The 22213-nt window shown below is 72.6% G+C and carries 17 protein-coding genes and 2 pseudogenes; 8 read left to right on the forward strand and 11 right to left on the reverse strand.

Features of this window, described 5'->3' with window-relative positions:
* Positions 1–36: 36 nt before the first annotated feature.
* The 4 genes and pseudogenes from GXW83_RS13830 to GXW83_RS13840 form a co-directional block, all read right to left on the reverse strand.
* Positions 37–1860, reverse strand: coding sequence for a hypothetical protein (locus tag GXW83_RS13830; RefSeq protein WP_182443369.1), 1824 nt, complete (start codon positions 1858–1860; stop codon positions 37–39).
* Between the two features lie 176 nt (positions 1861–2036).
* Positions 2037–2458 (reverse strand): annotated as a pseudogene (locus GXW83_RS33980) ((2Fe-2S) ferredoxin domain-containing protein).
* Between the two features lie 150 nt (positions 2459–2608).
* A complete protein-coding gene (locus GXW83_RS13835; RefSeq protein WP_182443370.1) occupies positions 2609–2983 on the reverse strand; it encodes a hypothetical protein in 375 nt (124 codons plus the stop codon).
* A gap of 163 nt (positions 2984–3146) precedes the next feature.
* A complete protein-coding gene (locus tag GXW83_RS13840; protein ID WP_182443371.1) occupies positions 3147–3764 on the reverse strand; it encodes a flavodoxin family protein in 618 nt (205 codons plus the stop codon).
* A gap of 118 nt (positions 3765–3882) precedes the next feature.
* Between GXW83_RS13840 and GXW83_RS13845 the strand changes: the two genes are divergently transcribed.
* Positions 3883–4299, forward strand: a complete 417-nt coding sequence (locus GXW83_RS13845) for a helix-turn-helix domain-containing protein (protein ID WP_182443372.1) — start codon at positions 3883–3885, stop codon at positions 4297–4299.
* Between the two features lie 211 nt (positions 4300–4510).
* Here GXW83_RS13845 and GXW83_RS13850 read toward each other — a convergent pair whose 3' ends face one another.
* Positions 4511–4759 (reverse strand): hypothetical protein, encoded by a 249-nt coding sequence (locus GXW83_RS13850; protein WP_182443373.1) that lies wholly within the window; start codon positions 4757–4759, stop codon positions 4511–4513.
* Positions 4760–5327: 568 nt separating this feature from the next.
* Between GXW83_RS13850 and GXW83_RS13855 the strand changes: the two genes are divergently transcribed.
* The gene (locus tag GXW83_RS13855; protein ID WP_182443374.1) at positions 5328–6434 is read left to right on the forward strand and encodes a lipase family protein; all 1107 of its coding nucleotides are present in this window, start codon (positions 5328–5330) and stop codon (positions 6432–6434) included.
* A 302-nt stretch (positions 6435–6736) separates the two neighbouring features.
* The gene (locus tag GXW83_RS13860; RefSeq protein ID WP_225446964.1) at positions 6737–7102 is read left to right on the forward strand and encodes an SAV_915 family protein; all 366 of its coding nucleotides are present in this window, start codon (positions 6737–6739) and stop codon (positions 7100–7102) included.
* An 8-nt stretch (positions 7103–7110) separates the two neighbouring features.
* Here GXW83_RS13860 and GXW83_RS13865 read toward each other — a convergent pair whose 3' ends face one another.
* Positions 7111–7563: a MarR family winged helix-turn-helix transcriptional regulator gene (locus tag GXW83_RS13865; protein WP_182443375.1), complete on the reverse strand. Its 453-nt coding sequence runs from the start codon at positions 7561–7563 to the stop codon at positions 7111–7113.
* Positions 7564–7639: 76 nt separating this feature from the next.
* Between GXW83_RS13865 and GXW83_RS13870 the strand changes: the two genes are divergently transcribed.
* On the forward strand, positions 7640–8605 hold the full coding sequence (locus GXW83_RS13870; protein ID WP_182443376.1) for a zinc-binding alcohol dehydrogenase family protein: 966 nt from the start codon (positions 7640–7642) through the stop codon (positions 8603–8605).
* Between the two features lie 15 nt (positions 8606–8620).
* Here the strand turns inward: GXW83_RS13870 and GXW83_RS13875 are convergent, their stop codons facing one another.
* The gene (locus GXW83_RS13875) at positions 8621–9832 is read right to left on the reverse strand and encodes an RICIN domain-containing protein (protein ID WP_182443377.1); all 1212 of its coding nucleotides are present in this window, start codon (positions 9830–9832) and stop codon (positions 8621–8623) included.
* Between the two features lie 517 nt (positions 9833–10349).
* On the opposite strand from GXW83_RS13875, the gene GXW83_RS13880 reads away from it, so the two are divergent.
* Complete coding sequence (locus GXW83_RS13880; protein WP_182443378.1) at positions 10350–11765, forward strand: DUF2252 domain-containing protein; 1416 nt, start codon at positions 10350–10352, stop codon at positions 11763–11765.
* Positions 11766–11871: 106 nt separating this feature from the next.
* Positions 11872–13308, forward strand: a complete 1437-nt coding sequence (locus GXW83_RS13885) for an APC family permease (RefSeq protein ID WP_225446965.1) — start codon at positions 11872–11874, stop codon at positions 13306–13308.
* Between the two features lie 32 nt (positions 13309–13340).
* Here the strand turns inward: GXW83_RS13885 and GXW83_RS13890 are convergent, their stop codons facing one another.
* From GXW83_RS13890 to GXW83_RS13900, 3 genes are all read right to left on the reverse strand, one after another.
* A complete protein-coding gene (locus GXW83_RS13890) occupies positions 13341–14753 on the reverse strand; it encodes a hydrolase (RefSeq protein ID WP_182443379.1) in 1413 nt (470 codons plus the stop codon).
* 182 nt (positions 14754–14935) lie between these two features.
* Positions 14936–17146, reverse strand: coding sequence for an MMPL family transporter (locus GXW83_RS13895; protein ID WP_182443380.1), 2211 nt, complete (start codon positions 17144–17146; stop codon positions 14936–14938).
* A 135-nt stretch (positions 17147–17281) separates the two neighbouring features.
* On the reverse strand, positions 17282–18115 hold the full coding sequence (locus GXW83_RS13900; RefSeq protein WP_182443381.1) for a LysR family transcriptional regulator: 834 nt from the start codon (positions 18113–18115) through the stop codon (positions 17282–17284).
* A gap of 68 nt (positions 18116–18183) precedes the next feature.
* Between GXW83_RS13900 and GXW83_RS13905 the strand changes: the two genes are divergently transcribed.
* Positions 18184–19077, forward strand: a complete 894-nt coding sequence (locus GXW83_RS13905) for an NAD(P)H-binding protein (protein ID WP_182443382.1) — start codon at positions 18184–18186, stop codon at positions 19075–19077.
* A gap of 256 nt (positions 19078–19333) precedes the next feature.
* Positions 19334–19657 (forward strand): hypothetical protein, encoded by a 324-nt coding sequence (locus tag GXW83_RS13910; RefSeq protein ID WP_225446966.1) that lies wholly within the window; start codon positions 19334–19336, stop codon positions 19655–19657.
* 33 nt (positions 19658–19690) lie between these two features.
* Here the strand turns inward: GXW83_RS13910 and GXW83_RS13915 are convergent.
* Positions 19691–22062, reverse strand: a pseudogene (locus GXW83_RS13915) (phosphoketolase).
* Between the last annotated feature and the right edge of the window lie 151 nt (positions 22063–22213).

The raw sequence follows: 22213 nt of genomic DNA on the forward strand, positions 1-22213 counted from the left end.
GTTGGCGGTACGGCGCTGCGGGGCGGTGCGCGGCGGTCAGAGCAGCTGGCTCTGCCGCACCGTGTTGCCCTGGCCCGCCGCCTGGTTGCCCCAGTTGGGCGAGTCGACGTTCTGGATGCCCGCGCCGGTGTTGAGGTTCATCGTCCCGGCGAAGACGAACTGCGCGGCCTGCTCGAACTCCGAGGTGTCGTAGCCGGTGCGGCGCAGCTCGGCGACGACCGCGGTGAAGGCGCGCTCCCGCACGCTGGTGAAGAAGCGGCGTACGTCCAGCTCCTGGAACAGCTGCTGGTAGTGCGGTTCGGCGCCGAGCTCGCGCAGGCTGAGCTGCGGACCGTGGTCGACCGGGCGGCCGAGCGCGGTCATCCGCCGGTACCAGCGCTGCCGGTTGCCGGTGCGCACGGCCGTCCGGATCATCGCCCACGGCTCCCACAGCGAGGTGGTGACGTCCAGGGCGAAGGCGCGCAGGGCGCCCCAGAGCACGGCGAGGCCGTCCGGCCAGGGCTCCGGCGGCACGATGTCGTCCACCGCCCGGTAGCGCTCGGCCACCGGCGGCAGCAGGAAGGCTATGCCCTCGACCTGCAGCAGCCCGCCCTGGACGTTGGCGCGCAGGAACATCGCGGCGACGATCTGGTTCTCCCAGAGCTCGGCGCGGACCTCCAGGTAGTGCCGGATCCGCTCGTGCGAACCGAGGTCCAGCAGGTTGGCCCAGGCCGGGGCGAGGGACTGCACGCCGGTTGCCGGGTCCTGCACGCTCAGTGCGCCGTACCACTCGTTGCGCGCCTCCCGGCGCCGACCGCTGCGGAACACCCGGTCGCGCACCGTCAGTTGGTGCAGCAGATCACCCGGATACAACTCGCCCCGGGAGAGCTGCCCCAACCCCTCGGCGATGCACGCGTGCACGGCGGGCAGTTCGAGCGCGTCGGCGGCGCTGCCGTCGGCGCGGTGCTGCGGGCCGGGACGCAACTCGATCGGGAACGACCAGCCCTCGGCCTCCAGTCGCATGCCGGCGCCGACGAAGGGGGAGAAGTCGCTGTACAGCGTCTCCGCCTCGGAGGGACGCTCGACCAGGCGCGCGAAGACGTGCGCCAGGCTCGGGAAGCTGCGCGCGTAGTCCTCCTGGACCGGGTGGTGCAGCGCGGCCAGGCGCTGTCGGCGCCGGTAGCGCAGCAGCGCCCCGACGGCTATCCACAGGGCGAGCAGGACCAGGACGCCCAGCAGCGTCGGGTTCTCCGTGGAACCGCCGCCGCTGCCGAAGCCCGACCCGGACCCGGACCCCGACCCGCCGAAGTACTCACCGGACGAGCCGCCGTCGGAGGAGGACGACGAGTGGCTGATCGCGGCGACGACCAGGGAGATCACCCCGGCCAGGAAGAGGCTGCACAGGGCGGCGGCGACCAGGCCCCGGCGGAGCAGCACCTTCCACGCCGTGCCCGGAGGCAGTCGCCGTCGGGAAAAGATCGGCCCCAGCGACCAGGTGAAACCGCGTACCACCAGGATCAGCGCCAGATCGATGATCACATCGGCCCGGGCCAGCGCCAGGCCCACCACACCGATCAGGATGACCAGACCGCCCGCGACCGCTCCCTCGCGGCGCGCCCGCAGGCAGGCCGCCAGCACCGCCGCCATGTCGACGCCCGGGGACGCGGCCGGGATCCGGTGCTGCTCCTCGACCAGTTCGGAGATGGCCGCCTTGCGGAAGGCCCGGTCGAGGTAGGCCGCCGCGCACAGATGGCGGGTGGCGTCCCCGCCGGCGGGCCCGGCCTGGTAGCCGAGCAGGTCGGTGGCGGTGAACCGGCCGCTCTCGGCCCCTGCCCCCCGCTGGTTCGGCTGTGGTGTGGCTGCACCCGCTAACGTGCCCATGACTGATCGCCCCCCGGGATCGCGCACGGCGTGCTGAAAGAAGGACCCATTCCCCAGATGCGGTCGAATCCTGGCTCAAGACTAGGGTTTTCGGCCGCTTGCTGCAGAGAGTTTCAGCCGAACCCTCCGGAAAATCATGACCTGTCCCGCAATGGCGCTGATGCGGTGACGACCGGTCAGTTACCGCCCCGGTCCAGGGATTCGCGGATCCGACGGGAGGGGGTGAAGGTGTAGAGGTCGAGGATGTCGGGGGTCGGGGCCAGGCCGGGCCCGCCGGAGCGGACCCAGGCGGCGATGTCGGCGGCGGCGCCGGGGTCGTTGACCAGGCCGAGCCAGACCGGTCGTCCGCCCGCCCGGCGGCCCTCGGGGAGGGCTGGACGACCATCACGTTGGCGTGCTCGCAGGCGTCCAGGCAGTCGACGCGCCGGACCAGGGCGGTTCCGGCCAGGGCCGTGCGCAGTTCGGCCAGTTGGGCGTCGTGGTCCAGGCGCGGGATCTTCGGGGTGCCGCAGCAGCAGTCCCGGCACACCGTCACCGTGCAGCGTGCCGGGGCCGCGGGTGCGGTGGTGCGGCCGGGTATGCGGGCGGTGCGGCTCATCGTTCGTCCTTCGTGCAGGCAGCGGTCCCGCAGGATTCTCGCAGCCTGCGGCGTCCGCGACGGCCACGCCTCGAAGCCGCCCGCCTGACCCCAGGGCGGCGGCTCCGGGGTCAGGGGGCGGCTTCGGGACGCTCACCGGGCTTGCGTGCGTCAGACGTCGAGATTGCGTTCGATCTGCTGCAGCTGACGCCGGGCCATGGCCAGGTTGGAGCGGTTCCGGTCCAGGGCCAGGTAGAGGAACAGGCCGCTGCCGTTGCGCGAGGTCAGCGGCCGGATCAGGTGGTACTGGCCGGAGAGCGTGATGAGGATGTCCTCGATCGTCTCGTTGTGGAGGTTCAGCATCTCCATGGTGCGCATCTTGGCCCGGACCACGTCCGTGTTGCCTGCGGCGGCGGCTGTCAGGTCAAGGTCCCTGCCGCCGCCGAGGATGCCCAGGGCCAGGCCGCTGGTGACGTCCACCAGGGCGACGCCCAGGGCGCCCTCGATGGTCATGATCTCTTTGAGTGCAATGTCGGTGCTTCCCATGGCCGGTCACACTATGCGTCCATCTGCTCACAGAGACCAGAAGTCGAAGAACTGTGCGGTCCGGCTGCCGTCCGTGTACAGTGCCGCCTTCACTCCCACGGGTGTTGCTGTGGACGCATGTTGACGACAGCTCCGGCAGATCGGGCCGGTTCCGGCCCCCGGCTCAGGCGGCGGTGGCGGTGGTGGTGGTGCTGCGTCCGGCCGCGAAGACCGCCGCCTGCTGCGCGACCCGGCGGCCGAGGTGCTCGGCGGTCGCGGTGTCGGCCTTGTGCACGGCCTCCGGGCCCTGGTCGCCGTTGGTCTGGGCGCCCGCGCCGAGGAAGAAGCCGAGCCGGTTGAGGTCGTTCTCCGACGCCTCGGAGGTGTTCCAGCCCGGGTGCAGGCCCAGGTTGACCCAGGTCATGCCGTGCTGTGCGGCCAGGACGCTGAAGAACTGCAGGGTGTGCAGCTTGTCGCCGCTCTTGGAGCCGGAGTTGGTGAAGCCCGCGGCCAGCTTGTCCCGCCAGGCGGCGGTGAACCAGCGCTTGGAGGAGTCCTCGGCGAACTGGTGGAAGGCGCCGGAGGCGGTGCCCATGTAGGTGGGGGAGCCGAAGACGATGGCGTCTGAGGCGTCCAGCAACTCCCACTGGGCGTCGGTGATCTCGTCCACCTTGATCAGGTGGACGGTGGCGCCGGCGTCGGCGGCGCCGTCGCGCACGGCCTCGGCCAGGACGGCGGTGTGGCCGTAACCGGAGTGGTAGGCGACGGAGATGACGGGGCTGGGCACGGCGGGGCTGGGCATAGAGGGCTCCTGGATCGGGCGGTCGATGGGTCGGCGCTGGGCCTGCTCTCACCATGGCAGTAACTTTTCGAAAGCGCAAACTTTTCGAAAGTGCAGCGCCAGGGGTACCCTTCCCTGTATGGAGACCGAGCAGGCACAGCGGCGCAGTCGCCCGGACGCGGGATCGTCCGAGGACCACTTCGACGTCTTCGCCTGCGCCTGCCCCTCGCGGCCGACCCTGGAGCACATCACCGGGCGCTGGGGCGTGCTGACCCTCGGCGGCCTGGCCCAAGGACCGCTGCGCTTCAACGAACTCGCGCGCAGAGTCGACGGCGTGAGCCAGAAGATGCTCTCGCAGACGCTCCAGGCCCTGGAGCGGGACGGCTTCGTGGAGCGCGAGGTGCTGGCCACTCTTCCGCCGCACGTCGTCTACCGGCTCACTCCGGTCGGCGTCGCGGTCGCGGACAAGCTCATGGGGCTGATCGCCGACCTGGAGGCGCTGATGCCCCAGGTGCTGGACGCGCAGGCGCGCTACGACGGGCGCGAGGCGGACTGACCGGCCGGGGTCGGACGCCGCGCCGGGCGGCCTTGGGACGGTAGTGCGTGCCCGGGCCGGGCGCGGGTGGCGCGGGTCCGGGGTGTGTTCGGGTGAAGGCCCGCCGAGCAGGGCCTTCGGGGTCCGCTCGCAGTGGTCGTCGGGGTTGCTCGCCCGGGTTGCTCAGGGGGCGCCGGGGCCGCCGGTGCGGCCTCCCGTCGTCCGGGTGCGGTCAGCCGAAGGCCAGTGCCAGGCCGACCAGGCCGAAGAAGATGCCGCTGAGGGCAAGGCTGATGACCACCATCACCACGGCCAGGACCAGCAGCTGCCAGGCGCGGACGGCGAACGCGCGGGCGCCGCTCGGCGCGGGCTCGGCGGCGGGCTGCCCCCGGCGCCGGGAGCGCGGCGGCGGTACCGGCCCGCGCCCGGGGGTCGGCTGGCCGGGCGTCGGCCGGGTGGGTTGCCTGGAGGGGGTAGCCATGTCTCAGTCTCCGATGGTCCGATGTCTCCGTCAGGGGCGGGTGTGGGCCGGGCGCTGTCCCACACACGTACTGCTCTCCATCACATGATCTATATCAGACGCGCCTCGGGGCCGGTCCCGCCCCTCGATTCCGGGCCGCCCGCGCACCGACGGAGGCGGTCGCCGCACGACCGAAACCGAGGGCGGTCCCGCTGCCCCGCCGCCGAACGCTCCAGTGCGCCGCTGTGCTGACGACACGCCAGCACTATCACCATAAGTGATCATATGGTTACAACACAGTACTCTCGGCTCCAGCATGAGAAGCCTGCTGAGCGCTGCCGTGACCTCGATGCCGACCGGTGGCTCCCGGCGTCGAGTGATGGGAAAGCTGATGAGAGCCTGGCTACGGGCAGTCACTGCGGCTGCGCTTGCCACCCCCCTCGCCCTGGCGGGGCTGGGCACGGCCGCCGCTGCGCGGGGGATCGACCGTCCACCGTCGGCGCAGTGCGCTCCCGGCGTACGCGTCGGGCCGGACGGCGCGGCCTTCTACACCCCCCCGACGCCGCTCCCCCGGGGGCGGCACGGTGACGTGATCTGGGCCCGCCGCGTCGTCGGGCCCGCCCACGCCCAGGCGTGCCGCATCCTCTACCTGTCCACCCTGCACGACGGCAAGCCGGTCGCCGTCTCTGGCCTGGTCGTCTGGCCGGACGGCGCGGCGCCCGCCGCCGGGCGCAATGTGGTGGCCTGGGCCCACGGCACCGTCGGCGGACCGCGCCAGTGCGCGCCCTCGGCCGCGCCGTTCCCGGCCCAGAACCTGGTCGACTACTTCACCTACAAGAGCCCGTACTCGATCGACGTCGGGGTTCCGGCCCTGACCTCGTTCCTGGCCGCCGGTGACGCCGTGGTGGCCACCGACTACCAGGGCCTCGGGACGCCGGGCATCCACCAGTACGTGGTCGCCGCGACCGAGACGCACAACGTGCTGGACTCGGTGCTGGCCGCGCGTCGGCTCCAGCCGGTGCACGCGGGCCGCCGCCTGGCCGTCCTCGGCTGGTCCCAGGGCGGTGGAGCGGCGCTGTTCATCGGTCAGACCATCCGCGGGTACACCCCGGAGCTGGGCCTGGTGGGCGTCGCCGCCCTGGCGCCCGCGGCGGACCTGGGCCCGCAGTTCGCCGGGCACGTCCTGCCCGGGCCGCGCAACGCCTCCTCCCCGGCGCACAGCGCCGCGCTGCGGGTCAACGTCTACCGGGGCTTCCTGGCCGCCTACCCCGAGCTGCGGGCCACCGACGTGCTCAAGCCGGCCGGCCTGCAGGCGCTGAAGGGCGACGGCACCGCCTGCCTCGAACACTTCGCGGACGTCGTCCAGAGCAACGTGGCCGACGTGCACAAGCTGCACACGCTGTTCAAGCCGGTACGCGACGTGCCCGAGGCGTGGACCCGGCGCTTCCAGGAGAACACCGCGGGCTACGCCACCACGGTGGCGCCGGTGCTGGTCATGCAGGGCACCGCGGACACCGTCATCAACCCGCACTCCACCACCCAGTACGTCAAGCGCGCCTGCACCTTCCGCCAGCCGGTGGAGTACACCACCTACAAGGGGGCGACGCACAACACCATCCCCTTCACGGCCCAGCAGGAGTACGTGTCGTGGATCGCGGAGCGGTTCGCCGGCCGCGCCGCGCCCTCGAACTGCTGACCCGTAACCACCGCGCGATCCGGCACGCCGCGACGGCCGCACCGCCGACCGGGCCCCCGCCGGGCCCGGCCGACCGGTGCGGCCGCCGCGCGCGACGGCGGTCACCGGCCCGGAAGCAGCGCGACAACATCGGCCCGGCCGGCGTCAGGAACGCGTCATGGCCCAGGGGCGGCCCCGGAACTGCGGGAACAGTGTCGGTGACGCACCCCGGCCGACCACGGAAGGCCGAGGGACGAACGCCTCCGCACCGGGAGGCGGTGACATGGCGACAGAGCGACATGGCGACCTGGAGGGCAGCAGCGATGACGCACCTGAGTGAGGACGACGCCGGGCCGGACGAAGCCCGCCCGGCCGGGCTGCTCTGCGTCCCGGTCCGGTCGGGGCCCGTCGGCGACATGCTCCGCCTGTTCCGCACGCCGCTCGGCGGCCGGACGGCGGTCGGTTTCACCAACGAGCAGCGGCTCACCGCCGTGCTCGGGCCCACCCAGCAGCATGTCGAGCTGTCCGCCTCGGCGCTGCGGGGCCTGACCGCGCCACTGGGCGTCACCGAGCTGACGATCGACCCGCAGCTGGCGGCCGCTCCGGTGGCGGCCCTGGGCGATCCGTCGGCCTGGCAGGGCTGCCGCGCGAGCGCCGCGTCCCGGGCTGCCCACCTGCCCACCGGCTGAGGAGGCCGTCAGACCGCTGACGTACCGGCCACCAGGGAGCCGGCCAGCCGGGACAGCTGGGAGCGCTCCTCGTCGTCGAGGCCCGCGGCGAGGTCCTGGATCCGCCGACCGGCGTCGGCGGTGACCGCGAGGGCCAGGTCCACGCCCTGCGGGGTCAGCGACACCCGGACCGCCCGGCCGTCGTGCGGGGAGGCGGCCCGGCGGACCAGGCCGCGCCGCTCGGCCCGGTCGACCAGCCCGGTCATGCTGGATTTGTCCAGGCCCAGGTGCCGGGCCAGCTCCTGCATACCGGGCTCACGGTCGCGCAGGACGCCGAGCAGGCGCAGTTGGACGATCGACAGCCCGTGTTCGGCGGCGACCTGCCCCAGCGTGCCCTGGACCAGGAACGACAGCTGGACCAGGCCGTCAACGATGCCCAGATCGTTGGCGGCGGGGTCGGTGGGAGCGGTTTCTGCGGCCATGGGCTCATCGTACTTGACGTAGTACGTGGAACAAATTAATTTGGTTTGTGTCACGTACTAAGCCTGAGGAGGCACCATGCACGCCGCCGTCGTCCGCTCGTTCGACCACCCGCCCCGCTACGAGGAGTTCGCCACCCCCCAGCCCAAAGGCGACCAGGTGCTGGTCGACGTCCTCGCCGCCGGGCTCCACCCCCGGGTCCGCTCCGGGGCCAACGGCACCCACTACACCAGCGACGGAACGCTGCCGATGATCCCCGGCGTCGATGCCGTGGGCCGGCTGGCCAACGGCCGGCGGGTCTACTTCGTGGCCGACGACGACGCCCCCGGCACCATGGCCGAGCAGGCGCTGCTCGACCCGCGCCGCGCCGTCCCGCTGCCGGAGAACGCCGACCCGGCCACCGTCGCCGCCGCGATGAACCCGGCCATGTCCTCCTGGGTGGCGCTGCGCCGCAGGATCTCCTTCCAGCCCGGGCAGAGCGTGCTAGTGCTCGGCGCCACCGGCAACGCCGGGCAGATGGCCGTGCAGATCGCCCGCCACCTGGGCGCGGACCAGGTGGTCGCCGCCGGGCGCGACCCGCAGCGGCTGGAGCTGCTGCCCGGCCTCGGCGCCACCACGGTCGTCCCGCTGGGCGGCGACGACCCGGCGCAGGCCGCCGAGCGGCTCGGCAAGGCCGCCGCCGACGTGGACGTGGTCATCGACTACACCTGGGGCCGGGTCACCGAGCTGGCCATCCCGACGGTGATCACCCACCGCGCCGAGCGCAGCGCGCCGCTGGACTGGATCCAGATCGGCTCCATGGCCGGGCCGGACCTCACCCTGCCCTCGTTCGTGCTGCGCGCGGCCAACCTGCGGATCATGGGCAGCGGCCAGGGCTCGCTCACCGCCGCCGGGATTGTCGCCGAACTGCCCTCGCTGATCGAGCAGTTGGTGGCGGGCACGATCACCGCCGACGCGCTGCCGGTGCCGCTGTCCGAGGTCGAGCAGGCGTGGACCGCGCCCGCCGGGCCCGGCCGACGGATCGTGTTCACCCCCTCCGTCTAGCCGGGCGCGGCCAGGTCAGCCGATGGTCCAGATCTGGTTGGCCTGACCGCTGGTGTCGCAGTCCCAGATCTGCAGCGGGGTGCTGTCGGCGGTGGCCTGGCCGGTGACGTCCAGGCACTTGCCGGAGTTGGTGTTGACGATGTCGCCCAGGGAGTTGACGGTCCACTGCTGCGCGCCGGTGCCGTTGCAGTCGTAGATCTGCACCGGAGTGCCGTCGGCGGTGCCCGCGCCGGTGACGTCCAGGCACTTGCCCGAGTTCGGGTTGACGAAGGTGTTGCCCACGTGCTGCCACTGCTGGGCGCCGGTGCCGTTGCAGTCGTAGATCTGCACCGGCGTGGAATCGGCCGTCCCGGCCGCCCGGACGTCCAGGCAGCGGCCGCTGCCCTGGCCGACGACGGTGGTCGCGGAGCCGCTGCCCCCGCCGCCGCCGGAGGAGGCCGCGCCGGCGTTCACCGAGAAGGTGTTGACGCCCAGGCCGGCGCCGCCGACCCAGGGCTCGAAGCCGAACTGGACGCTGGTCATGTACCAGGCCGGGTTCAGGTAGCCACGGGCGGCGGAGTCGCCGGTGAAGTCCTTGAGGTGGAGGTTCAGCGCGTTGGCGCCGGTCTGCCGGACGTACGAGACGACGTTCCAGGTGATGCCGCCGTTGGACAGCGGTCCCTCCCAGACGTCCCAGACCGCTCCGGCGAGGTCGGCGGTGCCGACCTTGGAGCCGACCGGATTGGAGCCGCCGAGGTGGTTGCCCCAGATCATCAGCTCGGCGCCGTTGTTCTGCCCGGACGGATCGGGGCTGGTGTCGAACCAGACGTCGTAGGAGGCGTCCCAGGTGCCGCTGTTGACCGTGTTGAAGCTGACGCTGGTCTGCGGGTCCTGGAAGGCGGAGACCTGGAGCGGCATGCCGCTGTTGCTGGTGCAGGCCCCGTAGTGGCAGCCCGCGTAGATGGACGGGTAGGCGCCGGGTGCGCCGTTGTCCGGCAGGTTGTGGTTGGCGGTGGTGATCGAGAAGCCGGTGGAGGTGACGTCCAGGCACTGCGGGGTGGTGTCGCCCCACTCGTTGTTCTGCACGATGTACGCGCCGCCCTGGATCTGGGCGGTGCCGTACTGGTCGCACACCTGGGTGTCGGCCCGGGCTGCGGGGGCCGCCAGCAGCGGCAGCAACGCGCAGACCACGGCCAGGACGACGGCCCTGGCGGTGGAGCGCAGGGCCGGCAGGGATTGCAGGTTCATGACATCAGACTCCTTGCGAGGGTGGGATCGAGAGCTTCTGGGAGCGCTCCCAGAAGCGCCGTGCGTGGGACGGAGACCTGTCCGCTGGGTCTACGAGCCCGGAGGCCCCGCCGGGAGCGCTCCCAGCGAGTCGTCACACTAGGCTCACCGTTCGGGCCGTGTACAGATGTACGGCGGGGCTTTCTGTGAGGCCCCCCGCTGCGGGCCGGATGTGCCCTGTGGGCGAATTCTCCCTTCACTTCATGAACGCAGAAAGGTGTCTTGACGGAGCATCAGCGACAGTGCGTCAATGGCTGCTGCCGACCGCCGCGGCCCGCCGGGAGCCGCAGGCGACCGGCCCGGACCGGTCGGACGGGCAGGCCGGGGGGTTCGGACCTACGGTGAGAGAGGAGCAGGCCGCAGGCCGCGGTCCGGGGCGCCGTCGGGCTCCCCGCCCGGGGCCGGGCGCCGGTGCAAGCCCGGGCGCAGGCGCGGCCGGGGCCGCTCGGGCCCGCGCACCCCGGCGGAAGGACCTGTCATGGCGACCGTCACCGACCTCATCCGGGCCGGGCACCGGCACCTGTCCGTGCAGGACCGCGCCGCCAGGGGGAGGGCGGCCAGGGGCAGGGCGCCCCGGTCGAGCCACGCGGAGTTCGCGCCGTCGCCGAAGCGCGCCGACCCGCTGGCGATCATCGCGCGGCAGTCCGCGACCAGGCTGCCGGAGCTGGTGCCGATCCGCTACGACCGGATGACCGAGTCCCCGTTCCGCTTCTACCGCGGCGCGGCCGCAATCATGGCCGCCGACCTCGCCCCCACCCCGACCAGCGGCATCCGCGCCCAGCTCTGCGGCGATGCCCACCTGCTGAACTTCCGGCTGCTGGCCTCCCCGGAACGCCACCTGATGTTTGACATCAACGACTTCGACGAGACCCTGCCGGGCCCCTGGGAGTGGGACGTCAAGCGGCTGGCGGCCAGCCTGGTGATCGCCGGGCGGGCCAACGGCTTCACCGACACCGAGCGGGCCGACATCGTCCGCGCCACCGTACGCTCCTACCGCGAGCGGATGCGCGGCTTCGCCGGGATGGGCAACCTGGACGTCTGGTACGCCTCCGTCGACATGGAGCGGTTGCGTACGCTCCAGGCCGACCAGCTGGGCAAGCGCCGGCGCCGGCTCCTGTCCGAGGCCATGGACCAGGCGCGCTCCCGGGACAGCCTGCAGGCGTTCGCCAAACTGACCCGGGTGGTCGGCGGCGAGCGCCGGTTCGTCGCCGACCCGCCGCTGGTGGTGCCGATCGGCGATCTGCTGCCGGAGCTGGAGCGGGCCGACTTCGAACAGCAGCTGCGCGGGCTGATCGAGAGCTACGGCCGCACCCTCAGGGCCGACCACCAGCACCTGCTGCGGCAGTTCCGGCTGGTGGACCTGGCCCGCAAGGTGGTGGGCGTCGGCAGCGTCGGCACCCGCTGCTGGATCGTGCTGCTGCTGGGCCGCGACGACGAGGATCCGCTGATCCTCCAGGTCAAGGAGGCCGACCGGTCGGTGCTGGCCGAGTACGTCGGCGACAGCGCCTACGAGGAGCAGGGCGAGCGGGTGGTCAGCGGCCAGCGGCTGATGCAGGCCACCAGCGACATCTTCCTGGGCTGGCAGCGGGCCCAGGGCATCGACGGCGGGGTCCGCGACTTCTACGTCCGCCAGCTGCGCGACTGGAAGGGCATCGCCCAGCCGGAGGACATGCTGCCAGAGGGCATGCTGCTGTTCGGGGAGATCTGCGGGGCCACCCTCGCCCGCGCCCACGCCCGCTCCGGGGACCGTGTGGCGATCGCCGCCTACCTGGGCCGCAGCGAGGTGTTCGACCAGGCCCTGGCCCGGTTCGCGGAGCTCTACGCCGACCAGAACGAGCGCGACCACCAGGCCCTGGTCGACTCGGTCAACGGCGTTCCGCCCGGCATCGCCTGACCGGGGGCGCGGGGCCCGTCCCGGCCCGCGCCGCTCACACCGCCCGCGCCGCGCCGAGGAAGGGCCGGGTGCCGCCGGGCGGGGCCGCCGTCTCAAATGATGTGGGATGGCAGCACCCACCCAGGCGAGCGCGGAAGGGCAGTCGATGGCCGGTCAGCAGGACATGCCCCCAGATCGGCCCGGCGACGAGGCGGACATCTCCCGCTTCGGCTACGAGCAGCAGCTGCGCCGGAGCCTGCGCCTGCGTGACCTGCTGATCTACGGCATGGTCTTCATGGTGCCGATCGCGCCGTTCGCCATCTTCGGCGTGGTCTTCGACCTGTCCAAGGGGATGGTCGCGCTCACCTACCTCGTCGGCCTGGTGGCCATGCTGTTCACCGCGCTGTCCTACCGGGCCATGTCCCGGGAGTTCCCGATCGCGGGCTCGGTCTACACCTACGTGGGGCGCGGGCTCAGCCCCGAGGCGGGGTTCCTGGCCGGGTGGGCCATCCTGCTGGACTACCTGCTCGTGCCGACGCTGCTGTACGTCTCCGGGGCGGTGGCGCTGCAGACGGTGGTGTCCGGCGTCCCGCAGTGGCTGTGGATCACCGTGTTCGTGGTGTTCAACACCCTGGTCAACCTGCTCGGCATCCGTACCACGGCGACCATGAACAAACTGTTCCTGCTGGCCGAACTGGTGGTGCTGGCCCTCTTCGTGGGGCTGAGCACCTCGGCGATCGCCCGCGGGGTGGGCGGAGCGCACTGGAGCCTGGACCCGCTCTACAACCCGAAGGTGATCTCCGCCGGGCTGGTGTTCTCGGCGCTGTCCGTGGCCGCGCTCTCCTTCCTCGGCTTCGACGCCATCTCCACGCTCGCCGAGGAGGTCCAGGGCGGGCCCCGGGTGGTCGGCCGCGCCACGGTGCTCTCGCTGTGCCTGGTGGCGGCGCTGTTCGTCGTGCAGACGTACCTGGCCGCGCTGCTGCTGCCCGGGCAGACCGCCCTGTCCGGGCAGTCCGCGGAGAACACCGCCTTCTACGACGTGGCCCGGACCGCCGGCGGGGTCTGGTTCAAGGACGTGGTGGCGGTCACCAGCGCGCTGGCGGCAGCCGTGGCCAACGCGCTGGTGGCCCAGGCCGCCACCTCCAGGCTGCTGTTCTCGATGGCCAGGGACGGCCGGCTGCCGCGCTTCCTGGCGCATGTGCACCCCACGCGGCGGGTGCCGGACCGGGCCGTGCTGCTGGTCGCCGTGCTCAGCCTGGCGCTGGGGCTCGCCCTGGTCGGCCAGGTGGCGCTGCTGTCGTCGCTGGTGAACTTCGGTGCGCTGTTCTCGTTCCTGCTGCTGCACCTGTCGGTCGGCTTCTACTTCCTGGTCCGCCGACGGCAGCGCAGCTACGGCATGCACCTGGTGGTCCCGCTGATCGGCTTCGTGATCATCGGCTACGTGCTGTACCACGCGAGCGCCCACGCCCAGATCGGCGGCTGCTGCTGGCTGGCCGTCGGCATCGCCGTCCTCGTCGTCCGGCGGCGCAGGGGCGGGCCGGTCGAGCTGAAGCTGGACGTCTGAGGCTCCGCCGCCGCCCGGCGGGGCGGGGCGGGTCAGACGGTGAACTGGACGGCCTCCAGCCACAGCGAGTTGTCCAGCGTCCCGCCGAAGATGTAGCTGCCCGGCTTGTCGCAGCCCAGGCCCTGCCAACTGCCGCCGTGGACAATGGTGTTCTGGCAGACGGAGCCGTTGCCCACATTGATGGCGAAGCCCATCATCGGCAGCGGGTCGACGGTGCCGCCGATGTACAGGTCGATGCCGTCGACCGACGCGTGCCACTTGCTGTTCCACCCCGTGTCCTGGAGGAAGGCGTTGGCCGCGGTGCCGTTGACGCCGGAGACGGCGATGTCGAGCGAGTCGATGGGCCGGTTCTGCCCGGTCGTCCCGGCCATGGTGCCGTCGCAGACCGGGTCCTGCCAGCCGATGCCCACCACGTAGGCCCGGTAGCAGATGTGCCGCCCGGGGCTCTGCGCGGCCAGCAGCTTGACCGCGGTGGCCGCGGTGTCGGCCGGGGGCTTGGGCGACGGCTTCGAACCGCCGCCGCCTCCGCTCCCGCCGCTCCCGCCGCCGTCGCCGCCGGAGGGTGGGGTGGTCGCCGGGGCTGCCGCCGCCGTGGTCGGCGGAGGGGTGGGCGCGGTCGTGGGCGGGCTCGGCACGGGCGTGGGGGCGGTGGTCGGACTGGTGATGGTGCTGACGGCGGCCTGCGGCATCGCCTGGGCCAGGCTGGTCACATGCGGCGAGTAGCTCAGCCACAGCGCCACCGCCGCCGCGCCTAGGGCGAGCAGCAGGGCGGCGAACCCGGCGAGCCAGCGCGGCAGCAGGTTGCGCTGCACGTAGACGCCGTCGACGTCCAGGGGCGTGGCCCCCGAACGGCGCACCGAGAGCCGGTACGGCCGCTGCTGTTTGCTGCCCAGCCAGATGATCTGACGGGGCTTCAGCGTGGCTCTGACGAAGGCCGCGCGCCCCGGCTCGATCTGGATGTTGGCCGGGCGCATCTCGTACGAGAGTTGGCCGCCGTTGTCGTTGCCGGTGACCGAGGCCGTCATCCTGGTGTTGCCCAGGTTGTCGACGGCGAGCCGGGGCCGCCCCCGGAAGCGCCCCTTGACCGTGGGCGGCACCAACTCGGCCCGCACCTCGGTGAACGGCGTGATGGTGACGTTCCCCTCGGGCACGGTCGTGGCCTCGGGGTGCTCCGTGGAGACGATCTGGACGGCGTACGGGTTGGGCCCGGCCGTGGCGTCCGGGGAGCGCGGCGGTGCGATGGTGAGCTGGACGGTCCCGGTGGTGCCCGGGTAGAGCCGGATGGTCGGCGGCTCGACGGTGGTGTACGGCGCGATGTCGCCCACCGGGACGAAGCGGTACTCGTCCACCACGTCACTGGTGTTGCGCACCCGCAGGCGCACGACGGCGGTGCTGCCGGGGTCAACGGTGGTGGACGCGGGTTCGAGGGAGGTCCATATGCTCACGGGGGCACGCTACCAAGCCTGCCTGAGCCGCGGGGAGCGGCGGGTTCCGGATGCCCTCGGCGGCAGGCGGAATGACTGTCCGTCAGGTGCGGGACATCGGCTGCGCCGCCAACTTGCCGATGCGGCAGGCGATTACGGCGCGGATTCCGGCGATCGGGAACAGCCGGTCACTGGCTCCCGGTTCAGCTGTGGCCGTCCGGGGCGGACTCGACCGAGAAGTTGGGGATGATCCGGTCCAGGCGGGCCGGCATGGACCAGTTGGCCGGGCCGATCAGGTGCATCAGCGCGGGGACCAGCAGGCCCCGGATGATCAGGGCGTCGACCAGCACCGCGAAGGCCAGGCCGAAGCCGAACTCCTTGAGGATCCGGTCGTCGCCGAGCAGGAACGAACCGAAGACCAGGATCATGATCCCGGCCGCCGCCGCGATGATCCGGCCGCTCTTGGCCTGGCCGAACCGCACCGCCTGGTGGTTGTGGCGCACGGCCTGCCCGCGCAGCGCCACCGCGTCCCCCGCGAGCGGGTCGCGGGCGTGGTGCCACTCCTCCTGCATCCGGCTGACCAGGTACACCTCGTAGTCCATGGAGAGCCCGAAGAGCACGGAGAACAGCAGCACCGGGATGAAGGCGTCGACCGGGCCGGTACCGGTCAGGCCGATGACCGAGCCGCCCCAGCCCCAGGTGAAGACGGCGTTCAGCGCGCCCAGGGCCGCGCCCACGGAGAGCAGGTTCATGACCGCCGCCACCAGCGGGATCAGCAGGCTGCGGAAGACGGCCACCAGCAGCAGGAACGCCAGCACCACGACCACGGCGATGAAGACCGGCAGCTTCTGGCTCAGCACCCGGGAGAAGTCGATGTTCGTCGGAGTGACCCCGCCGACGTGGATGGCGAGGCCGTTCCCGGCCTCGGCCGGCGGCACCAGGTCGTCGCGGATGGTGGAGACCAGGGCCACCGTGCCCTTGGTGCCCGGACCGGTGGTCGGGTACAGGACGGCGAGCACGACCCTGCCGTTGGGCGACAGCTGCGCGGGCGTCACCGTCGCCACCCCGGGGGTGCGGGCCGCCGTGGCCAGGAACCGGTTGAACGCCGCGACGTCGGCGGCCGAGCCGACCTCGCTGGTCAGCTGGAAGGGGCCGTTGAAGCCGGGGCCGAAGCCCTGCGCCAGGGCGGTGTACGCCTGGTAGGTGGTGGAGGACTTGGGGTCGTTGCCGGCGCCGGCGGAGCCGAGCCGCAGGCTGAAGGTGGGCAGCGCGATCAGCACCACCAGCGCCAGCGAGCCCAGCGCCACCCACACCCGGCGGGCCTCGACGAACGAGGCCCAGCGCAGCCAGAAGCCGGCCGCGTCGGTGGAGGCCGGGCCGGCCGCCGCCAGCGTGGCGCGCTCGCGCCGGGAGAGCGCCTTGGGCCCGAGGAAGCCGAGCATGGCGGGCAGCAGCGTCAGCGAGGTGGCCATGGTCAGCGCGACGGTCAGGGCCGAGGCCGCCGACAGGCCGTAGAGGAAGTCGATGCCGAGCGCGAACTGGCCCAGCAGCGCGATGCACACCGTGATCCCGGCGAACAGCACGGTGCGGCCCGAGGTGTTCACCGCCTCGACCGCCGCGTCCCGGTAGCTCCGGCCCGCCTTCACCGCGCTGCGGTGCCGGCTGATGATGAACAGGCCGTAGTCGACGCCCACGCCGAGCCCGATCAGGACGGCCAGGTCGGTGGAGACGCTCGGGGTGTCCATGCCGTGCGAGATCAGGCTGATCAGCGAGGTGCCGATGAGCAGCGCGACGATGGTGGTCAGCAGCGGCATCAGCGAGCCGAAGACGGCTCCGCCGAAGACCGTCAGCAGGACCACCAGGGCGGCGACCACGCCGACCGCGATGGACAGGCCCGGGCCCGAGGACTCCTCGTTGGAGATCGACTGGCCGCCGAGGGAGACGTGCACATGTGGCCCGTCGGCGCTCTCGGCGGCGTCGATCAGGTTCCTGGCGTCGGACTTGGTGACCTCGGCGGCCTTCTTGGCCCAGGTCACCCGGGCGAACGCGATCGTGCCGTCCCGGCTGATCTGCCCGGCTCCGGCCGCGCTGTACGGGCTGACCACGGACTCCACCCCGGGCACTGCCGCCGCCTTGGCCAGGGCGGCGGTCACCGGCACCCGGACCACGGCGGAGCGGACGTTGGCCCCGCCGGTGGCCCGGACCACGATCTGGTCGCCCTCGCCGGCGGCCGCCGGGAAGTTCTCGGTGAGCAGCGTCACCGCGGCCTGCGAGTCGGTGCCCGGCAGGCTCACGCTCTCGTTGAAGCTGCTGCCGACGGCGTGGCTGAGCGCGAGCGTGACGACGACGGCCAGCAGCCAGAAGGTCAGCACGCGGGTGCGGTGATCGAAGCACCACCGGGCGATGCGGGGCACGGGGTCTCCCAGTCGGATGGGCGCATGCCCGAGCGGCACGGGGCGGGTATGAAGACCTACCCGTCACCGGCCCACCCGCACGGCACTTCACTCGAACGGACGTCCGCGGCGCCCGGCCCGGCTGCCCGCCCCCGGTCAGTCGGCGGACACCGACCGCTGCGGTCCGTGTGCCAGCGTCTCCGCCGCCACCGCCATGAAGTCCAGCACCAGCGGCTCCCGCCGGTCCTCCGCCACGACCAGGCAGGTCTCCACCGGTTCGGCGTCCGTCACCGGGAGGTGGACCAGATCGGGGCGGGAGTACGACTCGGCGACGCTCCGGGGCACCACGGCGACGCCGTGCCCGGCGGCGACGAGCTCGAACTTCTCCTCGACCGAGGAGGTCCGCCGGGCGCGCGCGTCCAGGATCTCCTGCTCGTCGAGATCCGCCCAGCTCAGCTCCGTGCGCCGGGCCAGCGGATGGCCCACCGGCAGGCAGGCGGCCTTGGGGTCGCTGCCGATCGGGACGACCCGCAGCCCGGTGTCGTCGAACGGCCGCCGCAGGTAGCCGACGTGCGCCCGGCCGTCCCGCAGCGGCGCGTCCTGCTCCCACCAGCGCAGGTGGAACAGCTCGATGGCGACATCGGCGTGCTCCGCGGTGAATGCCCGGACCGCCTCGGAGACGTGCAGCCCGGGCGCGAAGGCGACCACCAGCCGCCGTACCCCCCGGTGGGTGTCGTGGACCCGCCGCACGGCGGCGTCCACCGTCGCAAACACCGCGCGCGCCTCCTCGTGCAGCTGCTCGCCCGCGGCCGTGAGCTGCACGCTGCGGGTGGTCCGCACCAGCAGCGCGCACCCCAGCTCCTGCTCCAGCGAGCGGATCTGCCGGCTGAGCACGGGCTGCGCGATGTACAGCTGCTCGGCGGCCCGGCCGAAGTGCCGGTGCTCGGCGACGGCGGCGAAGTACCGCAGCTTGCGCAGATCCAGATCCATACCCCAAGGGTATCAATCGACGTCCAGAGGTATTGGACGCCGCCCGGGGACCGCCGCACGATGGACTCATGATCGTCATCACGACGCCCACGGGCGACATCGGCAGCCGGCTCCTCACCGACCTCCTCGACCACCCCTCCGGTGGGGAGGACCTCCGCGTCATCGTGCGCGACCCCGCCAAGCTCCCCGACGCGGTCCGCACCCGCGTCGACGTCGTCACCGGCTCGCACGGCGACGCCGACACCGTCGACCGGGCCTTCGCCGGAGCGGACGCCGTCTTCTGGGTCGCCCCGCCGGACCGCCGGGCCGCCAGCCTGGAGGCGGTCTACTCCGGATTCACCCGGGCCGCCGCGCGGGCGTTCACCGACCACGGCGTCAGCCACGTCGTCGGCGTCTCGGCCCTCGGCCGGGGCACCCCCGTCGCCGACCGCGCCGGGCTGGTCACCGCCTCGCTGGCCATGGACGACCTGATCGCAGGCACGGGCGTGGCCTACCGCGCCCTGGCCAATCCCTCGTTCATGGACAACCTGCTGCGCCAGGTGGAATCGATCCGGGAGGCCGGCGTCTTCACCGACACCGCCGCACCCGACCGCAAGGCCCCGACGGCCGCCACCCGCGACATCGCCGCGGCCGCCGCCGGGCTGCTGCTCGACCGCTCCTGGACCGGCACCGGCAGTGTCGCCGTCCTCGGCCCGGAGGACCTCTCGCAGCTGGACATGGCGCGCATCATGTCCGAGGTGCTCGGCAAGCCCGTGCGCTACCAGCGGCAGTCGCTGGAGGACCTCCGCTCGGACATGGTCGGCTGGGGGGTCGCCCCGGCGTTCGCGGACGGCATGGTCGAGATGATGAGCGCCAAGGACGAGGGCCTCGACGCCGGTGTGCCGCGCACCCCGGAGACGGCCGGCTCGACCACCTTCCGGCAGTGGTGCGGGGAGGTGCTCCGACCCGCCGTCCTCGGCTGACGCCGCCCGCGCCCGCCGCAAGCCCCAGCAGCAGCGCCTCCACCCGCTCCGGGAGCGGGCGCAGCGGCGGGTCGCCGGGGTCGTGGAGGGCTCGCAGCAGGGGCGTGGTGTGGGGCACGCGGTCAGGGTAGCCGTACGGCCGGGCCCGGTTGTCGGACCCGCGTTCCAGGGTGCGGGCATGGCAGAGAAACCCAGTACGAGATGGCGGGGAGGCGTCGCCCGGCAGGCGGCGGAGGTGGCGGCGGGGAGGCTGGACGTGGACAGCGCGCATATGGCGAGCCTCTTCCCCGAGGCGCTGCTGTCCGCGACCGACGCGGTCCTGGCCGCGTTCGAGGCCGACCTCGCCCGGCTCGACGACCCCCGGGACGCCGAGGTCCTGGGCGCCGTCGAGCGCGTGGTGCTCGCCCTCAACCGCGTCAACGACGCCCACCACGGCGCGGCCTACGAGACCGCCGAACGGGAGGACCTCTGCCAGTACCTCGACGACTCCCTGGAGGAGCACGGCATCGACGTCCCCGCCCTCACCGCGCGCCACGGCCTGGGCCCCGGCGAACTCACCGACCGCTGGCGCGACTGGTGACCGTCCCCCGAGTCGCCTGGGCCCGTGCCGGGGTCAGGTGGTCCAGGTCCAGTCGGTGACCTCGGGGAGGTCGGTGCCGTGGGCGCGGATCCAGTCGTGGTGGCGCTGCCGGGTGTCCACCATCTGCTGGCGTACGGTGGCGGCGCGGACGGCCAGGCCGGGGACGCGGTCGATGACGTCCATGACCAGGCGGTAGCGGTCGAGGTCGTTGCGGACCACCATGTCGAACGGGGTGGTGGTGGTCCCGGACTCCTTGTAGCCGCGGACGTGCAGGTGGGGGTGGTTGGTGCGGCGGTAGGCGAGCCGGTGGATCAGCCAGGGGTAGCCGTGGTACGCGAAGATGACCGGCTTGTCGGGGGTGAACAGGGCGTCGTACTCGCTGTCGGGCATGCCGTGCGGATGCTCCTCGGCGGGCATCAGCCGGGCGATGTCGACCACGTTGACCACCCGCACCGCCAGCTCGGGCAGGTGGGTGCGGAGCAGGTCGGCGGCGGCCATGACCTCCTGGGTGGGCACGTCTCCGGCGCAGGCCAGGACCACGTCCGGCTCCCGGGTGCCGTCCTCGGTGCCGGCCCAGTCCCAGATGCCGGCGCCGCGCGCGCAGTGGGCGCGGGCCTGGTCCATGGTCAGCCAGTCGAAGCAGGGCTGCTTGCCGGCCACCACCACGTTGACGTAGTCGCGGCTGCGCAGCACGTGGTCGGCGACCGAGAGCAGGGTGTTGGTGTCCGGCGGGAAGTAGACGCGCACGGCCTGCGGGCTCTTGTTCAGGACGTGGTCCACGAAGCCCGGGTCCTGGTGCGAGAAGCCGTTGTGGTCCTGGCGCCAGACGTGCGAGGTGAGCAGGTAGTTGAGCGAGGCGACCGGCGCGCGCCAGGTCAGCTCGCGGGTGGTGCGCAGCCACTTGATGTGCTGGTTGACCATGGAGTCGACGATGTGGACGAACGCCTCGTAGCAGGAGAAGAGGCCGTGCCGGCCGGTCAGCAGATAGCCCTCCAGCCAGCCCTGGCAGGTGTGTTCGGAGAGGATCTCCATCACCCGGCCGTCGCGGGCCAGGTGCTCGTCCACCGGCAGCACCTGCGCCTGCCATGCCTTGCCGGTGGCCTGGTAGACGGCCTGGAGCCGGTTGGAGGCGGTCTCGTCCGGGCCGACGATGCGGAAGTCGCGGCGGGCGGCGGTCTCCGCCATGACCTGCTCCAGCAGGTCGCCCAGGACCCGGGTGGGCTCGTGCAGGGTGGCGCCGGGCTTGTCGACCAGCACCGCGTGCAGCTCCAGATCGGGCAGCGGCAGGTCGCGCAGCAGCAGGCCGCCGTTGGCGTGCGGGTTGGCGCCCGGCCGCCGGGCGCCCTGCGGGACGCACTCCAGCACCTGGGCGCGCGGGCGGCCGTCCTGGTCGAACAACTCCTCGGGCGGTACGAGCGCAGCCAGGCCTCCAACTGGGCCAGGTGCTCCAGGTTCTCGCGCATGCCGTCCAGCGGCACCTGGTGGGCCCGCCAGGTGCCCTCGACCGGCAGGCCGTCGACCACGGCGGGGCCGGTCCAGCCCTTGGGGGTGCGCAGCACGATCATCGGCCAGTGCGGACGTTCGGTGCTGTCGCCGCGGCGGGCGCCGTCCTGGATGGCCGCGATCCGCTCCAGGGCGATGTCCATGGCGGCGGCCATGGCACGGTGCACGGCGTGCGGGTCGTCGCCGGTGACGTGCAGCGGGTCGTGGCCGTAGCCGCGCAGCAGCTCGTCGAGCTCGGCCTCGGGGATGCGGGCCAGCACCGTCGGGTTGGCGATCTTGTAGCCGTTGAGGTGCAGGATCGGCAGGACCGCGCCGTCGTGGACCGGGTCCAGGAACTTGTTGGAGTGCCAGGAGGCCGCCAGCGGACCGGTCTCGGCCTCGCCGTCGCCAATGACGCAGGCCACCAGCAGCCCCGGGTTGTCCAGGGCGGCACCGTAGGCGTGGGACAGCGAGTAGCCCAGCTCACCGCCCTCGTGGATGGAGCCGGGCGTCTCCGGCGCGACATGGCTGGGCACCCCGCCGGGGAAGGAGAACTGCCGGAACAGCCTGGCCATCCCGGGGCCGTCCCGGGTGATGTCCGGGTAGGTCTCGGTGTAGCTGCCCTCCAGCCAGGAGTTGGCCAGCACCGCCGGGCCGCCGTGGCCCGGGCCCCAGACGCAGATGGCGTCCAGATCCCGCGCGCTGATCACCCGGTTCAGGTGGGTGTACACCAGGTTCAGGCCCGGCGAGGTGCCCCAGTGGCCCAGCAGCCGGGGCTTGATGTGCTCGAGGCGCAGCGGCTCGCGCAGCAGCGGGTTGGCCATCAGGTAGATCTGCCCGGCCGCCAGGTAGTTCGCGGCACGCCAGTGCGCGTCCAGCGCCTGGACCTCGGCGTCCGAGATGCCGATGACGGTGTCGTTCATGGTCGGTTCGCTCCCTCGGGGCGGACGTTCCTGCGGGGTGGATCGGGGTCTGCCGCCAGACTGCTCCGCGCCGCCCGGCTCCCACCAGGGCCGAACAGTCCCCGCCCGCCCGCCGCGCGCCGGGACCGACGGCCCTGACCACGACGGTCCC

It is taken from the genome of Streptacidiphilus sp. PB12-B1b (genome assembly GCF_014084125.1).
In the GTDB taxonomy this organism is placed as follows: domain Bacteria; phylum Actinomycetota; class Actinomycetes; order Streptomycetales; family Streptomycetaceae; genus Streptacidiphilus.